Source organism: Pedobacter sp. 01N310, assembly GCF_056399805.1.
Genome location: NZ_JBFTSB010000006.1, coordinates 317,847 through 339,613 on the forward strand (window position 1 = coordinate 317,847; position 21,767 = coordinate 339,613).

Sequence of the window (21,767 nt, forward strand, 5' to 3'; positions counted from 1 at the left end):
TCAATAATATTATTTGAAAAGTTTTAACAGACAATAAATGAAATGATATATTTACGTTTTAAAAAAATAACAATGAATTACCGTAAACTCTTCACTTTAAGTGTACTATCCATCCTGTTAATCACATCTTTACCAATATTTGCTCAAAATGTATCTGATTCGGAAAAAGAACAGCAAAAAAGTCAGTTCGTAGGTCTTTATAAATATTTGGCCGCTAAAGTGCCATATCCTTCTAAAGCATTATTTAGTAATTTACAGGGAACAACTACTTTTCTTTTTCAAGTGGAAAACGGCCAAATACTAAACGTAGAAACTGTTTTAAATTTGGAAGGGCTGAGTGAAAACGTTAAAAATTTAATTTCCGCTTACACAGGACTGTCCAAAACCATAAATGGGAAATATTGCATTGATGTTGTATTTCAAATGGAAAACAAACAAAATACATTGGTGCAAGAAAAACCAATTATTCCAGCTGATTATATTAAGTTAAATGGTTTGAATATTATGTCGATGGGTAGCCCTCATAAGCAAACTGTACCTGACAATTCTACGTATAAGATTGAAGAAGTAGACACACCACCTAATTTCCCGGGAGGATATAAAGCACTTCAGGCATATTTCTCTGAAAACATTAAATACTCAGAAGAAGCATTAAAAAACAAAGTAGAAGGAAAAGTATACTTTAGTTTTAAAATAGATTATGATGGCGATGTTAGAGACGTTAAAATAGTAAGAGGTTTAGGTTTTGGCTTGGATGAAATAGTGAAAAAGGTAATAAAAGACTGCCCAAAATGGAATGCAGCCATCAAAAATGGCCAAACCGTAAGTACAAAATTCAGCTACTTCGCAGAATGCAGATTGCCAAATCCTTAAATATAATTTCTAAAAGAATAGAAGGAGTGCCAGTACAAAAATAGTATTGTCATCCTGAGCCTGTCGAAGGACTTCATTAAATAATAAAATTAACAAGGCAGCCAGATATTCTGATTGCCTTGTTAATTAGGTAGTGTTACAGATTACCTCTTAATTCCTGTTCGCGTTCTAACGATTCAAATAAGGCTTTAAAGTTGCCCGCACCAAAACTTTGTGCACCTTTACGCTGAATAATTTCGAAGAACAGGGTAGGGCGGTCTTCAACTGGTTTTGTGAAAATCTGTAGTAAATAGCCTTCTTCATCACAATCGACCAAAATGCCCAGGCTTTCTAGCAATGCTATTTCTTCATCAATTTTACCTACGCGTTGCGGCATCATGTCGTAATAGGCCTCTGGTGGTGCACTTAAAAACTCCACCCCACGTGCTTTCAGTTCTTTAACTGTTTTAACAATATCTTTAGTGGCCACAGCAATGTGCTGAACGCCTTCACCCTCATAATATTCCAGGTATTCTTCAATTTGCGATTTCTTTTTCCCCTCAGCAGGTTCGTTAATCGGGAATTTCGAATAGCCATTTCCATTACTCATTACTTTACTCATCAAAGCCGAGTATTCAGTATTGATCTGCTTATCATCAAAAGATAAGATATTTACGAAGCCCATTACATCTTCGTACCATTGTACGGCTTCATTCATGCGGTTCCAACCTACGTTACCCACACAATGATCGATATATAAAAGACCCGCATCGGCAGGTTGATAATCGCTTTCCCATACACGGTAACCCGGCATAAAGGTTCCATTATAATTTTTACGCTCAATAAACATGTGTACAGTTTCGCCATAAGTATAAATACCGCTCATCCGAACTTCACCATTTTCATCAGTTAAAGTTTGAGGAGCCAAATAGGGTTTCGCACCACGTTTTGTGGTTTCTTCAAAGGCGCTATAGGCATCGTCTACCCAAAGGGCTAATACTTTTACCCCATCGCCATGTTTTTTTACATGCTCTGCTATTGGATGATCTGATTTTAATGCTGTGGTTAAGATCAATCTGATTTTACCCTGCTGCAATACATATGATGAACGGTCACGTACACCAGTTTCTGGTCCGGCATAAGCCAGGCTTTGAAAACCAAATGCAGTTTTGTAGTAGTGAGCCGCTTGTTTAGCATTACCTACATAAAATTCGATATAATCTGTTCCGTTAATAGGCAGAAAATCTGGTGCTTTTGATATTTTTTCTGCGAATGTTTGTGTTTCCATTGTTGTTGTTATTATGTCCGAGGTCGGGGAGGCCGAAGTCGGATGTGTTGTTATTTTTAAATGGTTAACCGCTTAATTGTTTAAATCGGTTAACTGTGCATGTTACTTTAAAGAGCTTAAATCCTATAATCCCGAAATCTTAATCATCCTAACTTTACTCTATGTTAATCTGCCAACTTTTGTGGTAATTTTCGTCCTCGATATCCAGGGCATCCTGTGTAAGCATTAAAGGTTTAAAAGGATCGATCATTACCGCCAGTTCATCTGTTTTTTCTTTTCCGATCGATTTTTCTACGGTACCCGGGTGTGGCCCATGTGGAATACCTCCAGGGTGTAAGGTAATCTGCCCTTTAACCACACTTTTGCGGCTCATAAAATCACCATCTACATAATAAAGCACTTCATCGCTATCTACATTGCTATGGTTGTAAGGCGCAGGAATAGAATCAGGGTGATAATCGTATTTGCGGGGAACAAAAGAACAAACTACAAAATTGTGTCCTTCGAAAGTTTGGTGAACCGGAGGTGGTTGGTGTAAACGGCCTGTTATCGGCTCAAAATCGTGGATAGAGAAAGCATATGGGTAATGATAACCGTCCCAGCCTACATAATCAAAAGGATGTGTACCGTAGGTATATGGATAAATTAACCCTTGTTTTTTAATTAATACCTTAAAATCGCCATATTCATCAAAGGTTTGCAGGTTTTCGGGTAATCTTAAATCACGCTCACAGTAAGGTGCGTGTTCCATTAGCTGTCCAAACTGATTTAAATATCTTTTTGGCGGTCTTAACGGACTAAAACTTTCCACAATGAACAACCTGTTTTGTTCATTATCAAACTCCATCTGGTAAATGGTTCCTCTCGGGATGATCAGATAATCGCCATAAGCAAACTTAATTTCTCCAAATCCTGTTTTCAGCTTTCCAGAACCTTCATGTATGAAGATCATCTCGTCAGCCTGGCTGTTTTTGTAGAAATAATCGGTCATCGATTTTCTCGGCGCTGCCAAAACGATGTGTAAATCGCTATTTACCAGAACGGCTTTTCTGCTTTTTAGAAAATCATCTTCAGGTTTAATATTGAAACCGATTAAACTCGTGTGTTTCAGGTGTTTTTCGCGTGCAATTTTTGGCTCAACACTGTATGCTTCGCCCAGATGTTTAACAATGGTTGGCGGGTGACAATGATAAACCAATGAATATAAACTCGAAAAACCTTCGGTTGATACCAATTCTTCGGCATAGAGATTTCCATCAGGTTTACGAAAAACCGTGTGACGTTTAGCTGGAATCTGCCCCAATTTATGATAAATAGGCATAATAAAATGTTGTTATGGTTAGAAAAGAAAAAATCCTAATGAATTAACAATCAAAACGGTAATGCGTTTCAATTAAAAAAGAAGATGGAGTAAATATTACAGAGAATATTGAGCCATGATCAGCTTGGATAGCATCTTATAGCGACGGGCAGCAATAGCGTCGTTTACTAGATTAATATGTAATGCTTTTAAGATCATGGTTTTAATGGCACTAAGGTAAGTATTTTATTTAAAAGTTGAAATTTTAATTACCTTTAATTACTTACTATATGATCATCCCGATGAAATTTATTTTTACATGCTTATTTTTTTTAGCCTTGAGCTATGCCACTTTTGCGCAACAAAATGCCAAGTACACCATTAGGGTTATAGACCGAAGTGGAAAAGCCACAAGAGGTTCTTTTTACGCTGCAGCCGATGATGGTTTAACAATTATCAGAAACCGGAAGGATACCATAAAATTAAGTGCCGACAGTATCAGTGCATTATACATTCATCGTAAAGGGATAGCCGCACCGCTTGCCATTGCCGGAGGTTTAACATTTTTTGCATTGGCCGCAAAAAGTGATAAATTGGTCGAGTCGGTGGTGCTTATTGCTGCAGGTGTGCCTGTTGGTGTATCGGGTGGAATGTTAATTGGTGGTTTACTCTCCAACAAAAAACATTATAAAGCACTTCAGGCAAAAGATTTTCCTTTAATTAAATCAAACCTTCAGAAATACACTGTGTTAAAATAATAACGCTTAAGTTTTATTTTGAATGGCCTAATTTCTTAGCTTTACCGCATATTTAACCAAATCATATATGAAACTAGTATCTTATAAAACCGAAGACAGGGAGCATCTTGGTATATTTATTAACGGACATATTTATAACTTAAATAGTTGCGATAAATTGCTTCCAGATAATATGACTACGTTTTTGCAAGGTGGTGAAGTGTTAATGGAAAGAGCAAAAAGGATAGACGATCAAATAAAAGATGGTAGTTTAGCCGCTAAAGAAGAAATTTTTTACGAGATTTTAGCCCCTGTTCCGCATCCTACCAGTTGTCGCGATGGATACGCTTTCAGACAGCATGTTGCTGCGGCACGTAGAAACAGAAAGGTTGATATGATCCCTCAATTCGATGAGTATCCGATCTTTTATTTCACCAACCACAACGCTATTCAGGGTACTGGCGAAATTGAATGTATGCCAGATCATTTTGATAAACTGGATTTCGAATTAGAGGTTGCGATTGTTATTGGTAAAAAAGGTAGAAATATTAAAGCTGCTGAGGCTGATGAATACATTGCCGGTTACATGGTAATGAACGATATGAGTGCCCGTACTTTGCAGATGGAGGAGATGTTGCTGAATTTGGGCCCTGCAAAAGGAAAAGATTTTTCTACGGTAATTGGTCCATGGTTGGTAACGCCTGATGAATTATTGCAATATAAAGTTGCGCCTAAAGACGGACATGTTGGTAATGCTTACGACCTTAAAATGACCTGCCGGGTAAATGGCATCGAAGTTTCGAAAGGGAATGCCGCTGATATGGACTGGACATTTGCCGAAATTATAGAGCGTTGTGCTTACGGTGTAGATATTCTTCCTGGGGATGTAATTGGTTCAGGAACAGTAGGTACGGGTTGTTTCTTGGAATTAAACGGGACTGGTTTGCTTAACGATCCAAATTATAAAGTACAGTGGCTACAGCCTGGTGATGTTGTGGAAATGGAAATAACAGGCCTTGGTGCTTTAACCAATACGATTACTAAAGCAGATACCGATTTTTCGATTTTGGCCTTGAAGAAGTAAAAAGGTTCTTTAAATTGATGATATTTATTTAGAGATAATTTATTTAATTCTAGATTAATTATTAAGGCGGTCGTCATCCTGAATTCAGTTCAGGATCTATCTGGTTAGATGCTGGCCACGTAGTAGCTACAAGACAATTGAAAATGCTACTTCTACTTGTAAAACAAGTTCAGCATGACGACCGTTGCGAAAACCTAGAGAAAAAATATCATCAAAAGGGATTCAGGTTTAAATTACTTAGGCTAACCTTTTAACTAAACCCGATAGTAGCGTTATCTCCCGATTTTTCATCGGGAATATAGCGCATAGCGGGACTGCTGTTTCCCACTAACCACTGCATTTGTTTTCCAAAAACATAATTATAAAATTTAATCATTTAAAGTTTTGGTATCACTTAAAACCGAAGATTTAACCCCCGTAGAGCTGCAAAATTATTTGCAATACGCTATCGCTCCGCGACCGATCTGCTTTGCCTCAACTATCGATGCCGAAGGGAATATTAATTTAAGCCCCTTCAGTTTCTTTAATATGTTTAGTACAAATCCGCCGATCTGTATTTTTTCCCCGTCAAGAAGAGTGCGTGATAATACCACCAAACATAGCTTAGAAAACGTATTGCAGGTTAAAGAATGCGTCATTAATATTGTAAACTACGATATGGTGCAGCAAATGAGTTTGGCTAGTACCGAATACGCTAAAGGCGTAAACGAGTTCGAGAAAGCGGGATTTACCATGTTGAAATCTGATCTGGTCCTGCCACCCAGGGTAGCAGAAGCACCGGTGCAGTTTGAATGTGTTGTAAATGAAGTGATTTCATTAGGCGATCATCATGGTGCAGGAAACCTCGTGCTGGCTGAAATAAAAGTGATTCATATTAACGAAGCTATTTTAGATGAAAATGGTCGGATTGATCAACATAAAATCGATCTTGTAGCCCGATTAGGTGGCGATTGGTACTGTAGGGTTACAAACGACAATTTATTTAAAGTGGCTAAACCCCTCGCTAAATTAGGCATCGGTGTAGACCGTTTACCACATTCGGTCCGTTTTTCTAAAGTATTATCAGGAAATGACCTTGGAATGCTTGGAAACGTTGAACATTTACCGAGCGACGAAGAAATCGACCTGATCAGTACCCATCCAGAAGTAAAAGAAGTGCTCGATGCTACCATAGGTGATACAACCAACCGCGAAAGAGAGCTGCACGAACTGGCAAAAAAGTTTCTTCATAACGGAGCGGTAGAACTTGCTTTAAAGGTAGTTTTACTTTAAATTTAGTAAGGTAATTTTTAAGGCTATGCATACAATCGTTCAGGTAGATCAGTACATCATTAATTCGGCAGAATTTGCGATCCCCATTTTAGATCATTTAAGGAATCTGGTACATAAAGCCGATGGACGGATTGAAGAAAAAATGAAGTGGAGTATGCCATTCTTCGATTTCAAAGGCACAGTTTGTCATATGGCGTCCTTTAAACACCATTGTGCATTTGGTTTTTGGAAGGGATCGTTAATGCAAGATGAGTACGGCATTTTTAAAGAACGGTCTGAAGCGATGGGTTTGTTAGGGAAAATAACATCTTTGGAAGATTTACCTTCAGATGAGATCCTGATTGCTTACATACAACAGGCAATTAAATTAAATGAGGATAATGTAAAGTTGCCGGCAAAGCCAAAATCTACAGTACAGAAAGAACTCATTATTCCCGAATATTTTATTGAAGCATTAAAAGATGATCCTAAGGCCCTAGCCGTATTTCAGAATTTTAGCTTATCCAATAAAAAGGAATATGTAATGTGGCTTGAGGAAGCTAAAACAGAGGCAACTAAACAAAAACGATTGGATACCACACTGGAATGGCTCGCAGAAGGTAAAACAAGAATGTGGAAATATAAAAAGTAAGTTATATAATACTTACAATTTTCATGAAACGGGCCTTATAATGGCCATCAAAATCTGTAATGGTTACCTGATGTACTTTACCCGAAGAGGCATGGATAAACTTGATCCCGTTTTCATCAATGGAATAAACAATCCCAACATGACCGATTCTTCTTATTCTTGAATTACTGCCTGTAAAAATCAATACATCGCCTACTTTTGCGTTTTCCAAGCTGGTTTCTTTACCCGCGTAGCTAAACTCCCGCGAAGAACGTGGAACCTTAAAACCAAAATTACTGAAAACATAACTCACAAAGCCAGAGCAATCGAAACCAACTTTAGGATTACTTGTTGCATAACGATAGGGGATACCTAACATGCTTTTAGCAAAATCGATTAAACTTTCAGATTGTTTAGCCGACGAATTGTTTGATGGTTTATCCTCTTTAGGGAGGCTGGCAACGAGCTTTTTAACTAACTCCTGGTACTGAGCCGGGATGATGGTTTGGGATTTTCCTGCCGTGGCAGACAAAATGAAAAACGCAATCGGGACTATTATTTTCTTCATATGTAGGAACCAAAGATATAAAAAATATCCAAAGTCGATTAAAATGTTGAAAATGAGTGCAAATAAAACAAGGCTGTATCATAAATATAGAATTGTCATCCTGAGCCTGTCGAAGGACCTTTTAAAATGTCTCGCAAGGCGTTTCGACAAGCTCAACGTGACAAATTCGAATGGAATTACAATTTAGGATACAGCCCTAATAATTAAAATATTTGTTTTCGATTAAATACTTGGGAACATGGTTTGTGCTTTATCTCCAATGAGTGGCAATGCTTTCTGCTCACTATTATTTGCGCTAACGGCACCCAAAATGATAAAAATAATGTAAACAATGTACACCAGATAGCTTAGGTATCCTAAAATTGCCGTTGGTAAAATCATGATAATTATCGTTAAGGCCACATTAATCACAATAATACCCAAATGCAGTAACAGAGATTGCCTTAAATGATAACTTGATAACGCTGTTTTGTTGTCTTTGTACATCGCAAAGTACGATACTAGCCAGCCAATAAGGAAAATGTAACTAACAATTGCTGCATTTTTTCCACTATCGGCTGTTTTAAAAGGTGAGTTTGTTTCCATAGGTTTTTTAGTTTTTCGATTTAGCACGTAAATTACTAAATAATATGGATATTATGGTGTGGTAACAGCAACAGGTAAAATCTTTCCATTAAAGAATTTGTGTCCGGTTTTAGCAAAGTCGGTAACATATTTCCCCATTTCGAAGGCCATAACCGGGCTTTGGTAACCAGGGAAAGCAGCTTCAAGCATTTCCGTTTGTGCCGATCCTAATGCAAGACAATTGATTTTGATTCCTGTTTCAGCCAATTCGAAGGCCAAACATTCAGTTAAGGTGTGCAGCGCTGCTTTACTTGCCGAGTAAGCTGAAAGTCCTGGGAATTTAACGCTCCCTTGAAAACCACCCATACTACCGATGTTTACAATGTGGCTTCCGCTTTGCATTAGAGGTAAAATATGCTGAATCATCCTGAAGTGTGCGATCACATTGCTTTGTAACATTTCACCCAGATCAATTTCTGTGGTTTCTAAAAAAGGTTTATTAATTAAGGCCCCTGCATTGTTAATTAAGATATCAACAGATCCTAATCGTTCTTTTAAAAATGGAACTAATGCGGCATAGTCATCATTTACAATGTCAAATTCTACTGGTAAAAGTGTACAGTCTGGATTAATGCCTTTAGCAATTTCTAAGAGTTTACGCAGTTTATCTGCCGATCGGGCAATGGCTACAATTTTGTTCTCTTTCTGTAAGCTAAACTCTAAAGCAGTTTCGAAACCGATTCCACTACTTGCACCTGTAATTATAATGTTCATTAAAAAAAGTTAAAAATTGTTGTAAAGTTAAAAGGCCGAATGTTCCTAACCTGATGAAATCAAAGTTAGGAAAAAAAGAGTAAGTCAAATAGAACCATGTTTGCAAGGATTAGAACATAGCGATTACATTACTTAATTTACACATTATGTTGCAAATGTGGTTGTCAGTCGTCCTCGTTATAAATAAGGATGATTGGAATTAATTACTAATAAGAAATTTAAGGTATTTGAACGATAAGTTCGTCATGCTGAATTTATTTTACAAGTAGAAGTAGCATTTTCAATTGTCTTGTAGCTACTACGTGGTCAGCATCTATTTTGCATTAAGACCCTGAAATAAATTACCTTCGGTGAGCTCGCTAAGGCTCGGTTCAGGGTGACGACCGACTTATTATAGCGATAAATCAATCCTCCACAATCAGCTGACTTACCGGGTTTTTAATTACATGTAAGCCATCGCTGATCAATTTCGTATGATCAAGCTCCCTGCCAGCTTTTATTTCCAGATAGACCTGAATTTCCTTTTCCAGCTGATGATAAATCTTTTTATGGTAAATAATCTCCAGGATTTCCAATGCACAAAGCCAATCCTGCCTATGGTTCGATTTTAGTTGTGCGAAAATTTCGGCAAGTTTATCCAAACCTTCGCCACTTTCCCTGATCTCTCTAACCGTTTGGTATAAACCGTGCAGTTTTAAAGTCTTATCATCATAAGTAATCTGATGTGTTTTTTCATTACTAATTAACGTAATTTCTTCGTAAGCGTCTTTATCGGCAGCTCCATTAAAAACTGAAACAATGGTTTCGCCTATCGCCATATCATAAATGCCCCATTCGGGTTTAAACAAGATATTTCCATTGCGCTCTGTAACTGTACAGTCTTTAAAGCCAATTAAAAGGAGCTTGTTGCTATCGGTAATAATGTCCTTAATCACACCAATTACTTTAATGCCGCTTTCAAATAAAAGTTCAGTTTTTTCACCTGTAATTATCCCTAAACCCTGTAATTCAGCTATACTATAATCTTCCAGTGCTTTTGGAGCATCTTTTAACCGACCAACAGGAGATGAAAAACCATCAGCGTGGTAATCTTTCCCATGGCCGCTCAATTGTTTTCCGTTAAAAGCCAATGCCGAAGGACCGGTTGTTTTAATAAAGGTTACCTCATCTTTTGTACCCACACCAATATCGGTAAATGCACCGCTTACCTGTAAGCCCGAACTATAAACCGCTGTGGCTACATTTTTACAGGCAATTGCTTTCATAATGCTTTCTGTGCCGCCTTTTCTAAAGGCCATGGTATTGGCAAAGGTTTCCAAAACATCAATAAGATTATGGAATGTTTCGGTTACAAAAAGCTGCGGCTGTGGCTTGGTAATATCGTAAGCGTAATTAATCGTATCGATATTATACCAAAGTTTCTCCACATCTTTTTGCATACAGGTTGCACTTTCACCAATAGAAGAAAGCAAACCAGCACCATAAATTTTTGGGTTTTCTAAAGTGCCAATCAAACCATACTCAACCGTCCACCAGTGCAAGCGACCAAGTAAAGCCATTTCAGAAGGTTCGCCCATGTTTTCGCTGATGTAGCGCAGCTCTTTTTCTGCCTTGGCAATCTGAAACTCATCTGTATCTATGGCTTCCTTCAGAATCGATAGTTTCCTAATGGCCTCGTAAAGTTCAAAATCCTTTGCCGAAAACATGGCTTTTGCACCAATTGAGCCAAAATAACTTAAATAATTATTGTAATCCGTATCGGCAATAATAGGTGCATGGCCAGCACTTTCGTGTATAATATCTGGGGCTGGTGTATATTCAATGTGATTAATCTGGCGGATATCGGCAGCAATTACCAGTACACGGTAAGCCTGATATTCCATAAAAGCAGCTGGCGGAATAAATCCATCAACAGTAACGGCGCCCCAACTAATCTTGCCCAGATTGTCGTTCATGGTTTGCAGGTCGGGAATGTGTTCAATACTTAAACCAGCTCGTTGTAAGCCTTTTATGTAAGGGTAGTAAGCAACATTTTTAAGATAGCTATAATTCTGACGCATTACGTAACGCCACACTGCTTGATCTATTGGTGTGTATTTTTTGTAATTTTGGGCAACAATAAATTGCTTTAAATGATTGGGCAATTTTGTTACCTGCGCATTATTAAAATCATTAAAATGGCTCATGGTTAATCTGAAAATAAGTTGGTCGGCAGCTAAGTTATGATGTTGTTTTTATCTTATCAAGAAAGTGGCTGGATAAATTAACAGGCGAAAGTAATAAAGGTTTTAGGCGGGAAAATGATGGATTAATCATTAGAAAAGATGCTGTCGTATTTCATCGGGAAGGTTCTGTCGGGCTGTTTGCTATATCTTTTGCTGCCCTTCGACTCCACCCAGGGTGATCGCAAAAGGATACCGCTTCCATCCCGTTTAGGTACAAAGGCTTATGCTGATGAACCTGGTTTTTCCTGCATGTTGCTAAACAGCGAAAATAGGAGTAATGTTGTGGCCACCTAAACCCGACTGGAACGTAAAGCTTGGAACGAGGTACGAGTGAGGACTTGATTAAAGGCGGGATTGTAGAAACCGAAAATGCTGCTGTAACTGCTTTCCACAAAAAGGATAAGCTTAAAAAGCAATTTATTAGAAAGTCGTCATCTCGACCGAAGCACCGCGGAGTGGAGAGATCTTTAAACTATGTTATTGAAATCAAATTTAAAGATTCTCCTCCAAAGTAGTTCCTTTGGAACACTATGGTCGAAATGACGATACTTCTGATCGACCCAACTCTTTTTATCAGTGCCTCCATGAGAAACAATTATTTAGGACTATTAATGTTTTTTTGCTTTTTTTCTCCGATTTTTTTAACGCTAAACGTAAAGTAGTGCTGATAGAGGTAACTGAAAAGTGCCATTAAAACCGATACCAGTATTCTCGAGAGCATCGCTAAAGTTGGATAATCTCTTAAAAGTTCCAACAAAAACTTCAATAAAACATAATTGGCCAGTATGTTAATGAATTGAAGGTTTAAAAACCTAAAAAGCTGAACCCTCCCTTTTAATTCGCTATGGGTAAATATCACATACTTATTAAGCAAAAAACTGGTTGGAATAGCAACGGCATAATCGACCAATAGCGATGCGGTTTCTCTCTGTAGTACAATTACCCCAAAATCTACTTCTTCGGTTTTAAAAATGAAAAAGTAAGCAAAATAATAACTTAAGATTCCTAACAGCAAAGTACCGCCACCAGTGGCCAGATACCTAAAATTGTGTAAAGAAATAAATTTTTTAAAAGGAGGGTGAAAAAAATCTATTACGGCTAAAATTATTTTGCGCATTACTTAAAACTGTTCGTTGTTATTATTGGGCTTCACCAAATGCATAAGCGGTCGTCATCCTGAATTTATTTCAGGATCTTTCCTGCGATAAAGATGCTGAAACGAGTTCAGCAGGACGTGGTGGCCTTGAAATATGCATTTATCGTGCACCCTTTGTTGTTGGGCGCAATTTACAATTAAATTTTTATTGCCACAGAAATAAGATTATTTATGCAATTTACTCGTTATTGGAGTAATATGTAGGTTGTGCAACAAAATCGATTACTGCGCACCAGGTATAAGAGGGGTGGGGCTGTATGCTTACGCCAACGGTATTGAGCTTGTATTTTTGATCAAGTAAATTAAAGCGGTGGCCAAGAGAAGGTACGCCACAATCTAACAACAAATGGCAAACAATATCTAAACTGTTCGAGTAACCGAAATCGATATTTTCGCTCATAGCTTTATTGGCGAAATACCTGGATAATCGTTTCGAAAATTTATCTCCGTTACTACTTTCGTGCGTATCGAGATTATTCCTGTTCAAATCCTGTGCATGGCTCCTGCTTAATGATGTTAATTTATCATCAGGATAAAATAGCTGCAGGTTTTTTACGCCACGCAAATGTTTAAGTAAAGAAGTGTAGTAGGAATTATTTCGGGTAATCCTGAGCTCATTGTAATTTCTGTACTTCCGCACTTTAGCATTGTAGTTATTGATATAGTCTTCTAAAAACGTATAATAAAACTTTTCGCCATCTAGGCGGATCAAGTTCATATACATCACAATGTTTTTTTCTTCGTTATTTAAATAAGAAGTATTTGCTGCGGTATTCGCTTTGCGGAATTCGGCATCAGTCCATTTTTGAGCATTAACCTGGCTGGAAAAAAATAAGAGCAAAAGGGCAGGTACAAGTATTTTAAACATAGGATGATTTTCATGGATAACGTCTTTTAATTTTTTTTATTTCTCGTTTTTTAAAATAATATCGCGTAAGCAATTAGTTACAGCCTTTACCTGATAAGGCAAAGTGAATATGCGTAATTTTAGTTTTAGAAAACGATGATGAAAGGAATATTAATATTAGGCTGTTTATTAAATTTTGCGGTTTCCTTAAAGGCGCAGGTTGATACGGCAGCAATTAGAACAGTTTCGAATCATATAAAGAAAGAATTTGCCCCAGATAAACGGTCTGTTTATTTTAATATTCAATTTAAAGGAGATACTGTTTTTGCAGAAAGTACCTCGGCGCAAGTGCTCGAGGCACTAAATAACCAAAGTAAAGATTTTAAGGGTTTCGTTAAAATAAATACACTCCTTCCTTCAAACAGTTTAGCTGGGATGGAATATGGATTAGCCAATCTTTCGGTCTGTAACAATAGAGCAGCCCCTCAAAATGCGGCAGAAATGATGACGCAGATGATTTTGGGCACACCTGTGCAAGTATTAAAGAAACAAGGCGGTTATTATTTGGTACGTACACCTGATGGTTACCTTTCATGGACTGATGCTACCGCTGTAAGTATTATGGATAAGACGGCCTTTGAGGAGTGGAAAAAATCAAAACGGATTATTTTTACTTCCGACTTTGGTCATGCTTTTAGCAAAGCAGATATGAACTCCTCACGGGTTTCCGATTTAGTAAATGGCAATATCTTAGTATTAACTGGCGAAGAAAAAGCTTATTATCAAGTTGTTTTTCCCGATAAACGGACGGGCTACATTAAAAAAACTGATGCCAAATTGTTTTCAGATTGGCTGAAAAAACCTAATCCAAATGCGGAAGCTATTTTAACAACTGCAAAAACATTAATTGGCGTGCCCTATCTTTGGGGTGGCACATCTATCAAAGGGGTAGATTGTAGTGGTTTTACCAAAACAAGCTATTTCCTGAATGGAATCATTATTCCGAGAGACGCCTCGCAACAAGCTTTGGTTGGAGAAGATATACCTGTTTTAGAAGGAGATTCGATTAGCCTCACTAAGTGCCTTAAAAATTTAAAAGCAGGGGATCTATTGTTTTTTGCCGCGGCAAAATTGAAAGGCACATCCGGAGGAAGAATAACACATACTGCTATTTATATGGGCGATGGCGAGTTTATTCAATCAGCTGGAATGGTTAGGATTAACAGTTTGAAACCAGATGCAGTTAACTTTGATGAACGTGAAAGCAAAACCCTGGTTAGTGCTAAACGTTTTCTGAACCAGATTGGTACTTCCGAAATTACAAGGGTTGATCGACATGACTGGTATGGAATCTCAGCTTATTAACGGTTGGGTTTTAAGCAGATGTTCAAGAGGTTGTATCATAATTATAGGTTTGTCATCCTGAGCTTGTCGAAGGACCTTTTAAAATACTCTTTAAGGTGTTTCGACAAGCTCAACATGACATCATCTGATGTGAAATCTCCTTTAGGATACAATTCGTGTTGAGACAGAAGTTGTGGCTACAAACTTAAAGCTGAGACTACAAAAACATACCACCTGATGCTTCAATTCGCTGCGCATTAATCCATCCCGCATCTTCAGTACATAAAAAGGCCACCACTCCACCAATATCATCTGGCAAACCTACGCGGCCTAAGGCAGTATTTGAGGCGATTCCTGCATTTATTTGCTCGTTATCGCGCACTACACCACCTCCAAAATCAGTTTCAATGGCACCTGGAGCAACAACGTTAACTCTGATTCCTCTTACACCTAGTTCTTTAGCCTCATACCTTGTTAAGGTTTCCACAGCACCTTTCATCGATGCATAAGCTGCGTAGCCAGGGGTAGCAAAACGTGCCAAACCAGTAGAAAGATTAATAATCCCACTGCCATCATTTAATAATGTTAAAGCTTTTTGGGTTAAAAAGAAAGTTCCTTTAAAGTGGATGTTTATCAAAGTATCAAATTGTTCTTCGGTAGTTTCGGCAAAAGATGCATGAATGCCGATTCCTGCATTATTGATTAGAAAATCAAATTTTTCAGCATTAAAAACAGATTTCAGTACAGCTTTAACTGATACAAAAAAAGCATCGAAAGTTTTGGTGTCGGCTACATTTAACTGTATCGCGGCGGCCTGTACCCCTAGCTGTTTTATTTCGTTAACGGTAGCTTCTGCTTCTTCTTTTTTAGATTGGTAGGTAACAATTACGCCAATTCCTTTTGCTGCAATTTTTAAAGCAGCATTTTTCCCTAATCCGCGGCTACCACCGGTTACCAGGGCTATTTTATTTTGTGTTTCCATTTTCTTTTAATTTGTTAAACAAAGTTAGATGGAATACAGCTATAAAAATGGTGACAGCTTAAGTAAAAATGGTGACTGTTTAAGTTTTATATGGTGACAATTTCCTTATTTGCGGTCAAAGACTGGAAATAAGCTTCTCTGTACTGTTTTGGTGTTTGGCCAGAGAAATGTTTAAAAAACTTGGTAAAGTTAGATGGATCGTAGGTTAATATTCTTGCAATTTCGGCAATAGGCATACTTATATTCTGTAACATTGATTTTGAAATTTCCATTAAACGTTCTTCAAAGAAATAACAGGGGGAGTGGCCTGTGGCCGATTTAATGGTATTGCTTAAGTGTGTGGGGTGAACATGAATAAGCTCGGCAAAATCCCTCACTTCGAACATCTCAGTTACCCTGCCCGATACCACATCGTCTAAATGTTTATCCAGCTCTTTCAAAAAATCGGCTGCGATTTCATGTTGACGGGCAAAAAACTTCTGTGGAATTTTCATATCAAAGCGATTGCTGTTTAAACAAATATAATATCCGGAAAAATGAATATGAAATCTGAAAGTTATTTGTGACCAAAGGATTATTAAATGCAAAAACCGCTGATTTTTAGATCAACGGCTTTATATTTTAAAAGTTAATTCTTATTTTTTGCTAAAGGGTAGATCAAATGTACCGTCTGTAACCGTTACTGATGTATTAATAGTCGTATCTTCATTGGGTGCTTTAAATGAAAATGTTCCTTTTAATTTACCACCAGCTTCGCTTGTAATCGCCAATGTACCGCTTGTAGCAGTAAATGAGCCTGTAGGTGTTTGGTCTTTCATGTAAGATCCAACTCCATCGGTTACGAGATCGTATGTGCCTACGCCTTTATAATCTATTACAGAAAGAATCATTCGTTTATCACCATTTATAGTTACAATGGTAAGTAAATTCCCAATAATTGGAGTGTTGATTGATATTGCTTCACCGGTAAAACCAATTGTGGTGCCATCTACCTTTGCACTTAAATTATTAGTACTGTTATTGGTTTCGGGCAGTTTAACCGGAACCAGGCTGATCATAAATTGCCCCTCGCTGATGGTTTTGCTTGTTGAAGTAGATTGATTTTCTCCTTTAAACGCAAAAGTACCCTTAATGTATTTGTCTGCTAAATAACTGGTTATCTTTATTGTTCCTGATGTATTGCCTATGTAAGCATCTTGTAATCCGGATGTACTCAAAAGGTAAATCGCCATATTGTTATCCGATAAATTATAGGTGCCAACACCTTTAAAATTGCTGATCAGTAAACTAAAGCCGGTATTAATTCCTTTGTTACCCGAGATTTGGACACTTATTTCTCCACCTACATCATAAACCTGAGCAGTAGCCAGTGTACATTGCACTAAAACACCATCAACTTTTGCGCTCATTGTAGATAAAGCCCATTCCTGATGGTAATCGATTTCTTTTTTACAAGATGACGTAATTAAAAGGCATACTAGTGCCAATAGCGATAATTTGAAAGGTAATTTCACGAGCGTTAATTTGTTGGATTAATTAATATGCTAAGATAAAGAAAACTGATGCAATTTTTTAACATATTTTTCCCGCTGGTACCAATCGTTATAAACCAATTCTACCTGCTTCACCTCAAAAGCGCCAAAATCAAAGTCCCTGTATTTTTCGATAAGACTAAGCAAAGCGTTTATATGGATTAACTCCGATCTGAAACGGATCACGGTAGCGTGGGCAGTTTGGATAGCATAACGTTTATCGATACTCTGTTGCAGATCTGAATTTTTAAAGCCAGCTCTGATTTCGTTTAAGATATCGGTTAAAAAACCTTGAATTAAAATGCAGGATGCCGATGCCGTAAGTCCTTTAAACTGAATCTTGAAACGCTTATGTCTGGCTAAAACCTGTTGGATGAGTTGAATGTAATCCTCAACATGAATATGCTTTAAGTCGAAGCCCTCATAACAGGAAATGATAGACATTAGGGTAATGTGTATGTCGGCATTCTGATAATAATATTGATCAGGTTCAATTGCTTTTGCTTCAGTTAAAAACTGCTGGATTTTACCTTTCGTTGCAGCATCTGGTCTGATTACCAGTGTGATTCCAAAACGCTGATCGGTATCCGAATCGATTAAATGATCTGTTTCATAATTTCCGGCAGATATCTCTGCGATTGATTCGGCATAAAGTTTATGGTAATGCTCGGCTAAATTCATTATTAGTACACAAAAAGAAAGCGTATCACCAATATAGGATTGTCATCCTGAGCCCGTCGAAGGACCTACTTAGATTTGTAGTAAAGCGTTTCGACAGGCTCAACGTGACAGATTAAGGGAAAATTAACTTATGATATACCCTCAAATATTATAAATCTAGCTTAGACGCCATCAGGTGTCTAAGTTAGATTTAAAATTAGGCCAACAAAGTTTTCCAACTCACTGCTGATCCTATTATGTTTCCTAAATCGGCAATGGCTACACGTTCTTGCGCCATACTATCGCGGTGGCGGATAGTAACGGTGTTATCTTCTAAACTCTGGTGATCAATCGTAATACAGAAAGGTGTACCAACAGCATCCTGACGGCGGTAACGTTTACCGATAGCATCTTTCTCTTCATAAATACAGTTAAAATCAAATTTCAAAGTATCCATAATCTCACGGGCCTTTTCAGGTAAACCATCTTTTTTGGTTAATGGGAAAACAGCCACTTTGTACGGCGCCAAGGCTGGATGTAAACGCAATAACGTACGGCTATCCTGTTTATCATCGGTGCTTAAATCCTGCTCTTCAAAAGCATTAATCATGGTTAACAAGAACATACGGTCTAAACCGATAGAAGTTTCGATAACATAAGGAACGTAGTTGCCATAAGGTTTACCTTCTTCATTTAAATCGTTATCGAAATATTGCATTTTCTTGCCAGAAAACTCCTGGTGCTGCGTTAAATCGAAATCGGTACGGCTATGGATCCCCTCAACTTCTTTAAATCCGAATGGGAATTCGAATTCAATATCAGTAGCCGCATTGGCATAGTGTGCTAATTTTACGTGGTCATGGTAACGGTATTTTTCGGGCGAAGTACCTAAAGCTTTGTGCCATTTTAAGCGTGCTTCTTTCCAGTATTCGAACCATTTTTTGTCTTCACCCGGGCGAACAAAAAATTGCATTTCCATTTGCTCAAATTCGCGCATACGCATAATAAACTGGCGGGCAATTACTTCATTTCTGAAAGCCTTACCAATCTGCGCAATACCGAAAGGAATTTTCATCCTTCCCGATTTTTGAACATTTAAAAAGTTTACGAAAATACCCTGTGCTGTTTCCGGACGAAGATAAACCTCATCGCTTCCTTCAGCCATTGCACCAAATTGTGTGCTAAACATCAGGTTAAACTGGCGCACATCAGTCCAGTTAGAAGTTTTAGAAATCGGGCAGATTACTTTGTAATCAACAATTAAATCTTTTAGCTGTGCTAAATTTTCAGATTTAAGCGCAAGGTTCATTTCTACTTCAAGCGTTAAACCCTTTTTAACAAATCTCCAGCTCGCTTCCTCAACAAAAGGATATTTACTGTGATCTAAAATCGTTTCCTCATCTTTAAACGTTGGTACCCAGCTCGCCTGACCTTCATCACTTAAACCCAATATTTCTTGTTGAAATTCTTCAAATTTTGCTTTGTTTTCTGCACTGAAATTGGCCAGTTCCGAATATAGCTCATCAATTTTATTCTCTAATAACTGATCGGCTCGGTAACGTTTTTTTGAATCCTTGTTATCGATCATTGGGTCGTTAAAACCATCAACGTGTCCGCTGGCTTTCCAAACCTTAGGGTGCATAAAAATTGCAGAATCAATCCCAACAATGTTTTCATGCATTTGTACCATGGCTTTCCACCAGTAGGTTTTAATGTTGTTTTTTAACTCGGCACCCAATTGGCCATAATCGTAAACGGAACTTAAGCCATCATATATTTCGCTGCTCTGGAATACAAAACCGTATTCTTTAGCGTGTGATATTACATTTTTAAATTGTTCGTCGTTATTCTTTTGAGCCATAATGCAGCAAAGATAATAAAAAGGCGGAGGGTTTAAAGGTATAAGACTGAAGGTTTTTGATCAATGGTAAAGGAACTGCGGATTTTAGAATTTCTGCACATAACTTAGGTGTTATAAGCTGTCTTAGGTGGTCGGAAACAGACGAAAGGTGTTTTACCTGTCAGCTTATACGCCCTTAAATCTCTTTTATGGTTCAAAATAATTAGGAAAGCAATAGTCGTGCTAGTCGGTTTCGGAGCTCCTGCTTTCCGCTTTAATCGTTACACTCGTGCTCGCTTTAATCAGGTTTAGGTGGCTAGAAATGTGAAACTATTAATGTTTAGATATAGGGTGCAAAAAAAAATCGGTGCAAACTAAATGTCACACCGATTTTTAAAATTAAGAGGGTGATTAGGTTTTTGTTGGCTTAAATGCTGATGTCCCTTTCCTCTTCAACACTTAATACGCCATCAATTTTTTTGATATCTGCAATTTTATGATTGCCCGGAACAATTACGATTACACCAATTGAATCTAAAGCCTCGATATCGTTAACACCGATTTCCTTGAGTTCTTTAACTACTAAATCCATTGTGTTATCCTTTACAGATATTAACCATTTTGTTTTCATCTTATAATTTTTTCAATTGGACCAATTGGATCGATAGGGAATTTCGGATTAACTAAAATTGGGAATTTATCAATTGGGAATTTATCAATCGGGAATCTATCAATTGGGTATTTTATCAATCTTGTTTTTGTAGGCGCTTGTACCAATCCTGCACCTACATCTCTGCCAGGTAAAGGTAACGTTTTCGCAGTTGAGGTTAATTTTCTCCACAAATTAATTCCTCTCAGGCCCGATGCCTGTGCCCATAGTGCGGCAATACCTGCAACATGTGGGGTAGCCATACTGGTTCCGTTCCAGCTCGCATACTTAGTAGGCAGTTTTGTAGAAGAATACACGTTAACGCCTGGAGCAGCAATATCTACAGCACCATAAGTTGGGTAAAGGCCTCCGTTAGAAAAAGCGGCTACGTTCATATTTACATCTACAGCACCCACAGCCATTATCGATGGGCAATTTGCAGGGTGCATTACCTGTCTAACAGTGCCTGGTCTTGCCGAATCGTTTCCTGCAGCAGCAATAATTAAAGTGCCTTGGGCTAAAGCGCGGGCAGCAGCGGTTTCGAAAACAGCAGAATAGCCTGCTCCGGTTACAAAGCCCCTTAACGACATGCTTACCACATCACAACGGTTGGCAATTGCCCAGTTAATGCCGGCAAGAATGCCTCCATCTCCACCAGAACCACCATTGCTTAAAACTTTTCCGATATAAATACTGGCGGCATAAGCAATACCGTATCTTTCTGTTGCCGATGGCGAACTAGAAGGACCACAGGAGGTACCAGTACAGTGTGTGCCGTGGCCATGTCCATCCTGTGTACTTTCTCCGCTAATAAAACTTTGATGAACAACAGGACGGCCAGCAAAATCAGGATGATGGAAATCGAATCCTGTATCCAATATGGCTACTTTAATGCCTGCACCATTGTATGGGTTGTATCTTAAAAAGCTGGTTGGTACAACATTGGTTGCTTTTAATCCCCAGGTAGCACCAACAGATTCTACTTCCGATTCTTGCTCTTCATAATTGTAATCTTCTGTTTCGGTTCCAACCAATACATTGGTCATTTGGTTTACCGCATCTCTGTAACCCTCTACATAATTTTGAGTACTTTCATCCAGCATTCCAATGGCATAAACTACTCTTTCCTTTTCTACAATCATTTCACTTTCGCCTAAACTGCTGATTGAATTTTCAATTTTCGGTTTTTCGTTTACGATAGCAATTCCCAGCTTGTCTAGTATGATACCATCAGTTTTAGCGAGGTCTTTATCTGTGAAAAACTCGTTTTCAAATTCTAAAGAGCTTTTTAGGTTCAGTCCGCTAATAGAATTGATCTGGTTAATAGAATCGGAGGTGTTGGATCCTTCTGGTAATAGTACAAGGTATCTTCCTGTGTACTCTACTTTTTCTTCTTTTTTCAAGGTTTTTGACATGGTTTAAGTTTTTTAAGTTTTGCCTACTCTATTCAGGATTTTCGGCTTATTCCCATTGGTGTTTTTTG

21 protein-coding genes are annotated in these 21,767 nt (G+C 37.9%); 6 read left to right on the plus strand and 15 right to left on the minus strand.

Going from position 1 to position 21,767, the window contains the following annotated elements:
- Positions 1-72 precede the first annotated feature (72 nt).
- Entirely contained in the window at positions 73-873 is an 801-nt protein-coding gene (locus AC1DNH_RS15095) for an energy transducer TonB (protein WP_477610988.1), read from the plus strand.
- 136 nt (positions 874-1,009) lie between these two features.
- Here AC1DNH_RS15095 and hppD read toward each other — a convergent pair whose 3' ends face one another.
- Together hppD and AC1DNH_RS15105 are read right to left on the minus strand one after the other, a co-directional pair.
- The gene (hppD, locus tag AC1DNH_RS15100) at positions 1,010-2,140 is read right to left on the minus strand and encodes a 4-hydroxyphenylpyruvate dioxygenase (protein WP_477585849.1); all 1,131 of its coding nucleotides are present in this window, start codon (positions 2,138-2,140) and stop codon (positions 1,010-1,012) included.
- 154 nt (positions 2,141-2,294) lie between these two features.
- Positions 2,295-3,461, minus strand: coding sequence for a homogentisate 1,2-dioxygenase (locus AC1DNH_RS15105; protein ID WP_477625480.1), 1,167 nt, complete (start codon positions 3,459-3,461; stop codon positions 2,295-2,297).
- A gap of 281 nt (positions 3,462-3,742) precedes the next feature.
- On the opposite strand from AC1DNH_RS15105, the gene AC1DNH_RS15110 reads away from it, so the two are divergent.
- The 4 genes from AC1DNH_RS15110 to AC1DNH_RS15125 all read left to right on the plus strand — a co-directional run bounded on the left by AC1DNH_RS15110 (position 3,743) and on the right by AC1DNH_RS15125 (position 7,164).
- Positions 3,743-4,198 carry a hypothetical protein gene (locus AC1DNH_RS15110; protein ID WP_477585805.1) on the plus strand — a complete coding sequence of 152 codons (456 nt, stop codon included), beginning with the start codon at positions 3,743-3,745 and terminating at the stop codon, positions 4,196-4,198.
- A 67-nt stretch (positions 4,199-4,265) separates the two neighbouring features.
- Positions 4,266-5,261, plus strand: a complete 996-nt coding sequence (locus AC1DNH_RS15115) for a fumarylacetoacetate hydrolase family protein (protein ID WP_477625481.1) — start codon at positions 4,266-4,268, stop codon at positions 5,259-5,261.
- Between the two features lie 384 nt (positions 5,262-5,645).
- Positions 5,646-6,533: a flavin reductase family protein gene (locus tag AC1DNH_RS15120; RefSeq protein ID WP_477585446.1), complete on the plus strand. Its 888-nt coding sequence runs from the start codon at positions 5,646-5,648 to the stop codon at positions 6,531-6,533.
- A 25-nt stretch (positions 6,534-6,558) separates the two neighbouring features.
- A complete protein-coding gene (locus tag AC1DNH_RS15125; protein WP_477585448.1) occupies positions 6,559-7,164 on the plus strand; it encodes a YdeI/OmpD-associated family protein in 606 nt (201 codons plus the stop codon).
- Between the two features lies 1 nt (position 7,165).
- Here AC1DNH_RS15125 and AC1DNH_RS15130 read toward each other — a convergent pair whose 3' ends face one another.
- The 6 genes from AC1DNH_RS15130 to AC1DNH_RS15155 form a co-directional block, all read right to left on the minus strand.
- On the minus strand, positions 7,166-7,711 hold the full coding sequence (locus AC1DNH_RS15130; protein ID WP_215125813.1) for a C40 family peptidase: 546 nt from the start codon (positions 7,709-7,711) through the stop codon (positions 7,166-7,168).
- A gap of 222 nt (positions 7,712-7,933) precedes the next feature.
- The gene (locus tag AC1DNH_RS15135; RefSeq protein WP_029275413.1) at positions 7,934-8,296 is read right to left on the minus strand and encodes a magnetosome magnetite crystal formation protein family; all 363 of its coding nucleotides are present in this window, start codon (positions 8,294-8,296) and stop codon (positions 7,934-7,936) included.
- Positions 8,297-8,347: 51 nt separating this feature from the next.
- Positions 8,348-9,049 (minus strand): SDR family oxidoreductase, encoded by a 702-nt coding sequence (locus tag AC1DNH_RS15140; RefSeq protein ID WP_477584076.1) that lies wholly within the window; start codon positions 9,047-9,049, stop codon positions 8,348-8,350.
- Positions 9,050-9,453: 404 nt separating this feature from the next.
- Complete coding sequence (locus AC1DNH_RS15145) at positions 9,454-11,235, minus strand: aromatic amino acid hydroxylase (RefSeq protein ID WP_477584074.1); 1,782 nt, start codon at positions 11,233-11,235, stop codon at positions 9,454-9,456.
- Between the two features lie 634 nt (positions 11,236-11,869).
- Complete coding sequence (locus tag AC1DNH_RS15150) at positions 11,870-12,391, minus strand: GtrA family protein (RefSeq protein WP_477610976.1); 522 nt, start codon at positions 12,389-12,391, stop codon at positions 11,870-11,872.
- A gap of 217 nt (positions 12,392-12,608) precedes the next feature.
- The gene (locus AC1DNH_RS15155) at positions 12,609-13,298 is read right to left on the minus strand and encodes a CAP domain-containing protein (protein ID WP_477610975.1); all 690 of its coding nucleotides are present in this window, start codon (positions 13,296-13,298) and stop codon (positions 12,609-12,611) included.
- Between the two features lie 138 nt (positions 13,299-13,436).
- Here AC1DNH_RS15155 and AC1DNH_RS15160 point away from each other — a divergent pair, with 138 nt between their 5' ends.
- A complete protein-coding gene (locus tag AC1DNH_RS15160; protein WP_477582949.1) occupies positions 13,437-14,642 on the plus strand; it encodes a C40 family peptidase in 1,206 nt (401 codons plus the stop codon).
- A gap of 196 nt (positions 14,643-14,838) precedes the next feature.
- On the opposite strand, the gene AC1DNH_RS15165 is transcribed toward AC1DNH_RS15160, so the two are convergent.
- The 7 genes from AC1DNH_RS15165 to AC1DNH_RS15195 all read right to left on the minus strand — a co-directional run bounded on the left by AC1DNH_RS15165 (position 14,839) and on the right by AC1DNH_RS15195 (position 21,699).
- Positions 14,839-15,603, minus strand: a complete 765-nt coding sequence (locus AC1DNH_RS15165) for an SDR family oxidoreductase (RefSeq protein WP_477582951.1) — start codon at positions 15,601-15,603, stop codon at positions 14,839-14,841.
- 86 nt (positions 15,604-15,689) lie between these two features.
- Complete coding sequence (locus AC1DNH_RS15170) at positions 15,690-16,097, minus strand: helix-turn-helix domain-containing protein (protein ID WP_477582953.1); 408 nt, start codon at positions 16,095-16,097, stop codon at positions 15,690-15,692.
- A gap of 141 nt (positions 16,098-16,238) precedes the next feature.
- Positions 16,239-17,117: a DUF6252 domain-containing protein gene (locus AC1DNH_RS15175; RefSeq protein ID WP_477582954.1), complete on the minus strand. Its 879-nt coding sequence runs from the start codon at positions 17,115-17,117 to the stop codon at positions 16,239-16,241.
- 30 nt (positions 17,118-17,147) lie between these two features.
- Positions 17,148-17,816 (minus strand): 2'-5' RNA ligase family protein, encoded by a 669-nt coding sequence (locus tag AC1DNH_RS15180; RefSeq protein ID WP_477582956.1) that lies wholly within the window; start codon positions 17,814-17,816, stop codon positions 17,148-17,150.
- Positions 17,817-18,012: 196 nt separating this feature from the next.
- A complete protein-coding gene (locus AC1DNH_RS15185) occupies positions 18,013-19,656 on the minus strand; it encodes a glycine--tRNA ligase (RefSeq protein ID WP_477625482.1) in 1,644 nt (547 codons plus the stop codon).
- Between the two features lie 406 nt (positions 19,657-20,062).
- Positions 20,063-20,266, minus strand: coding sequence for a hypothetical protein (locus AC1DNH_RS15190; protein WP_477609937.1), 204 nt, complete (start codon positions 20,264-20,266; stop codon positions 20,063-20,065).
- Entirely contained in the window at positions 20,263-21,699 is a 1,437-nt protein-coding gene (locus AC1DNH_RS15195) for a S8 family peptidase (protein ID WP_477582962.1), read from the minus strand. Before AC1DNH_RS15195 ends, AC1DNH_RS15190 begins: the two co-directional genes overlap by 4 nt.
- Positions 21,700-21,767: the final 68 nt, after the last annotated feature.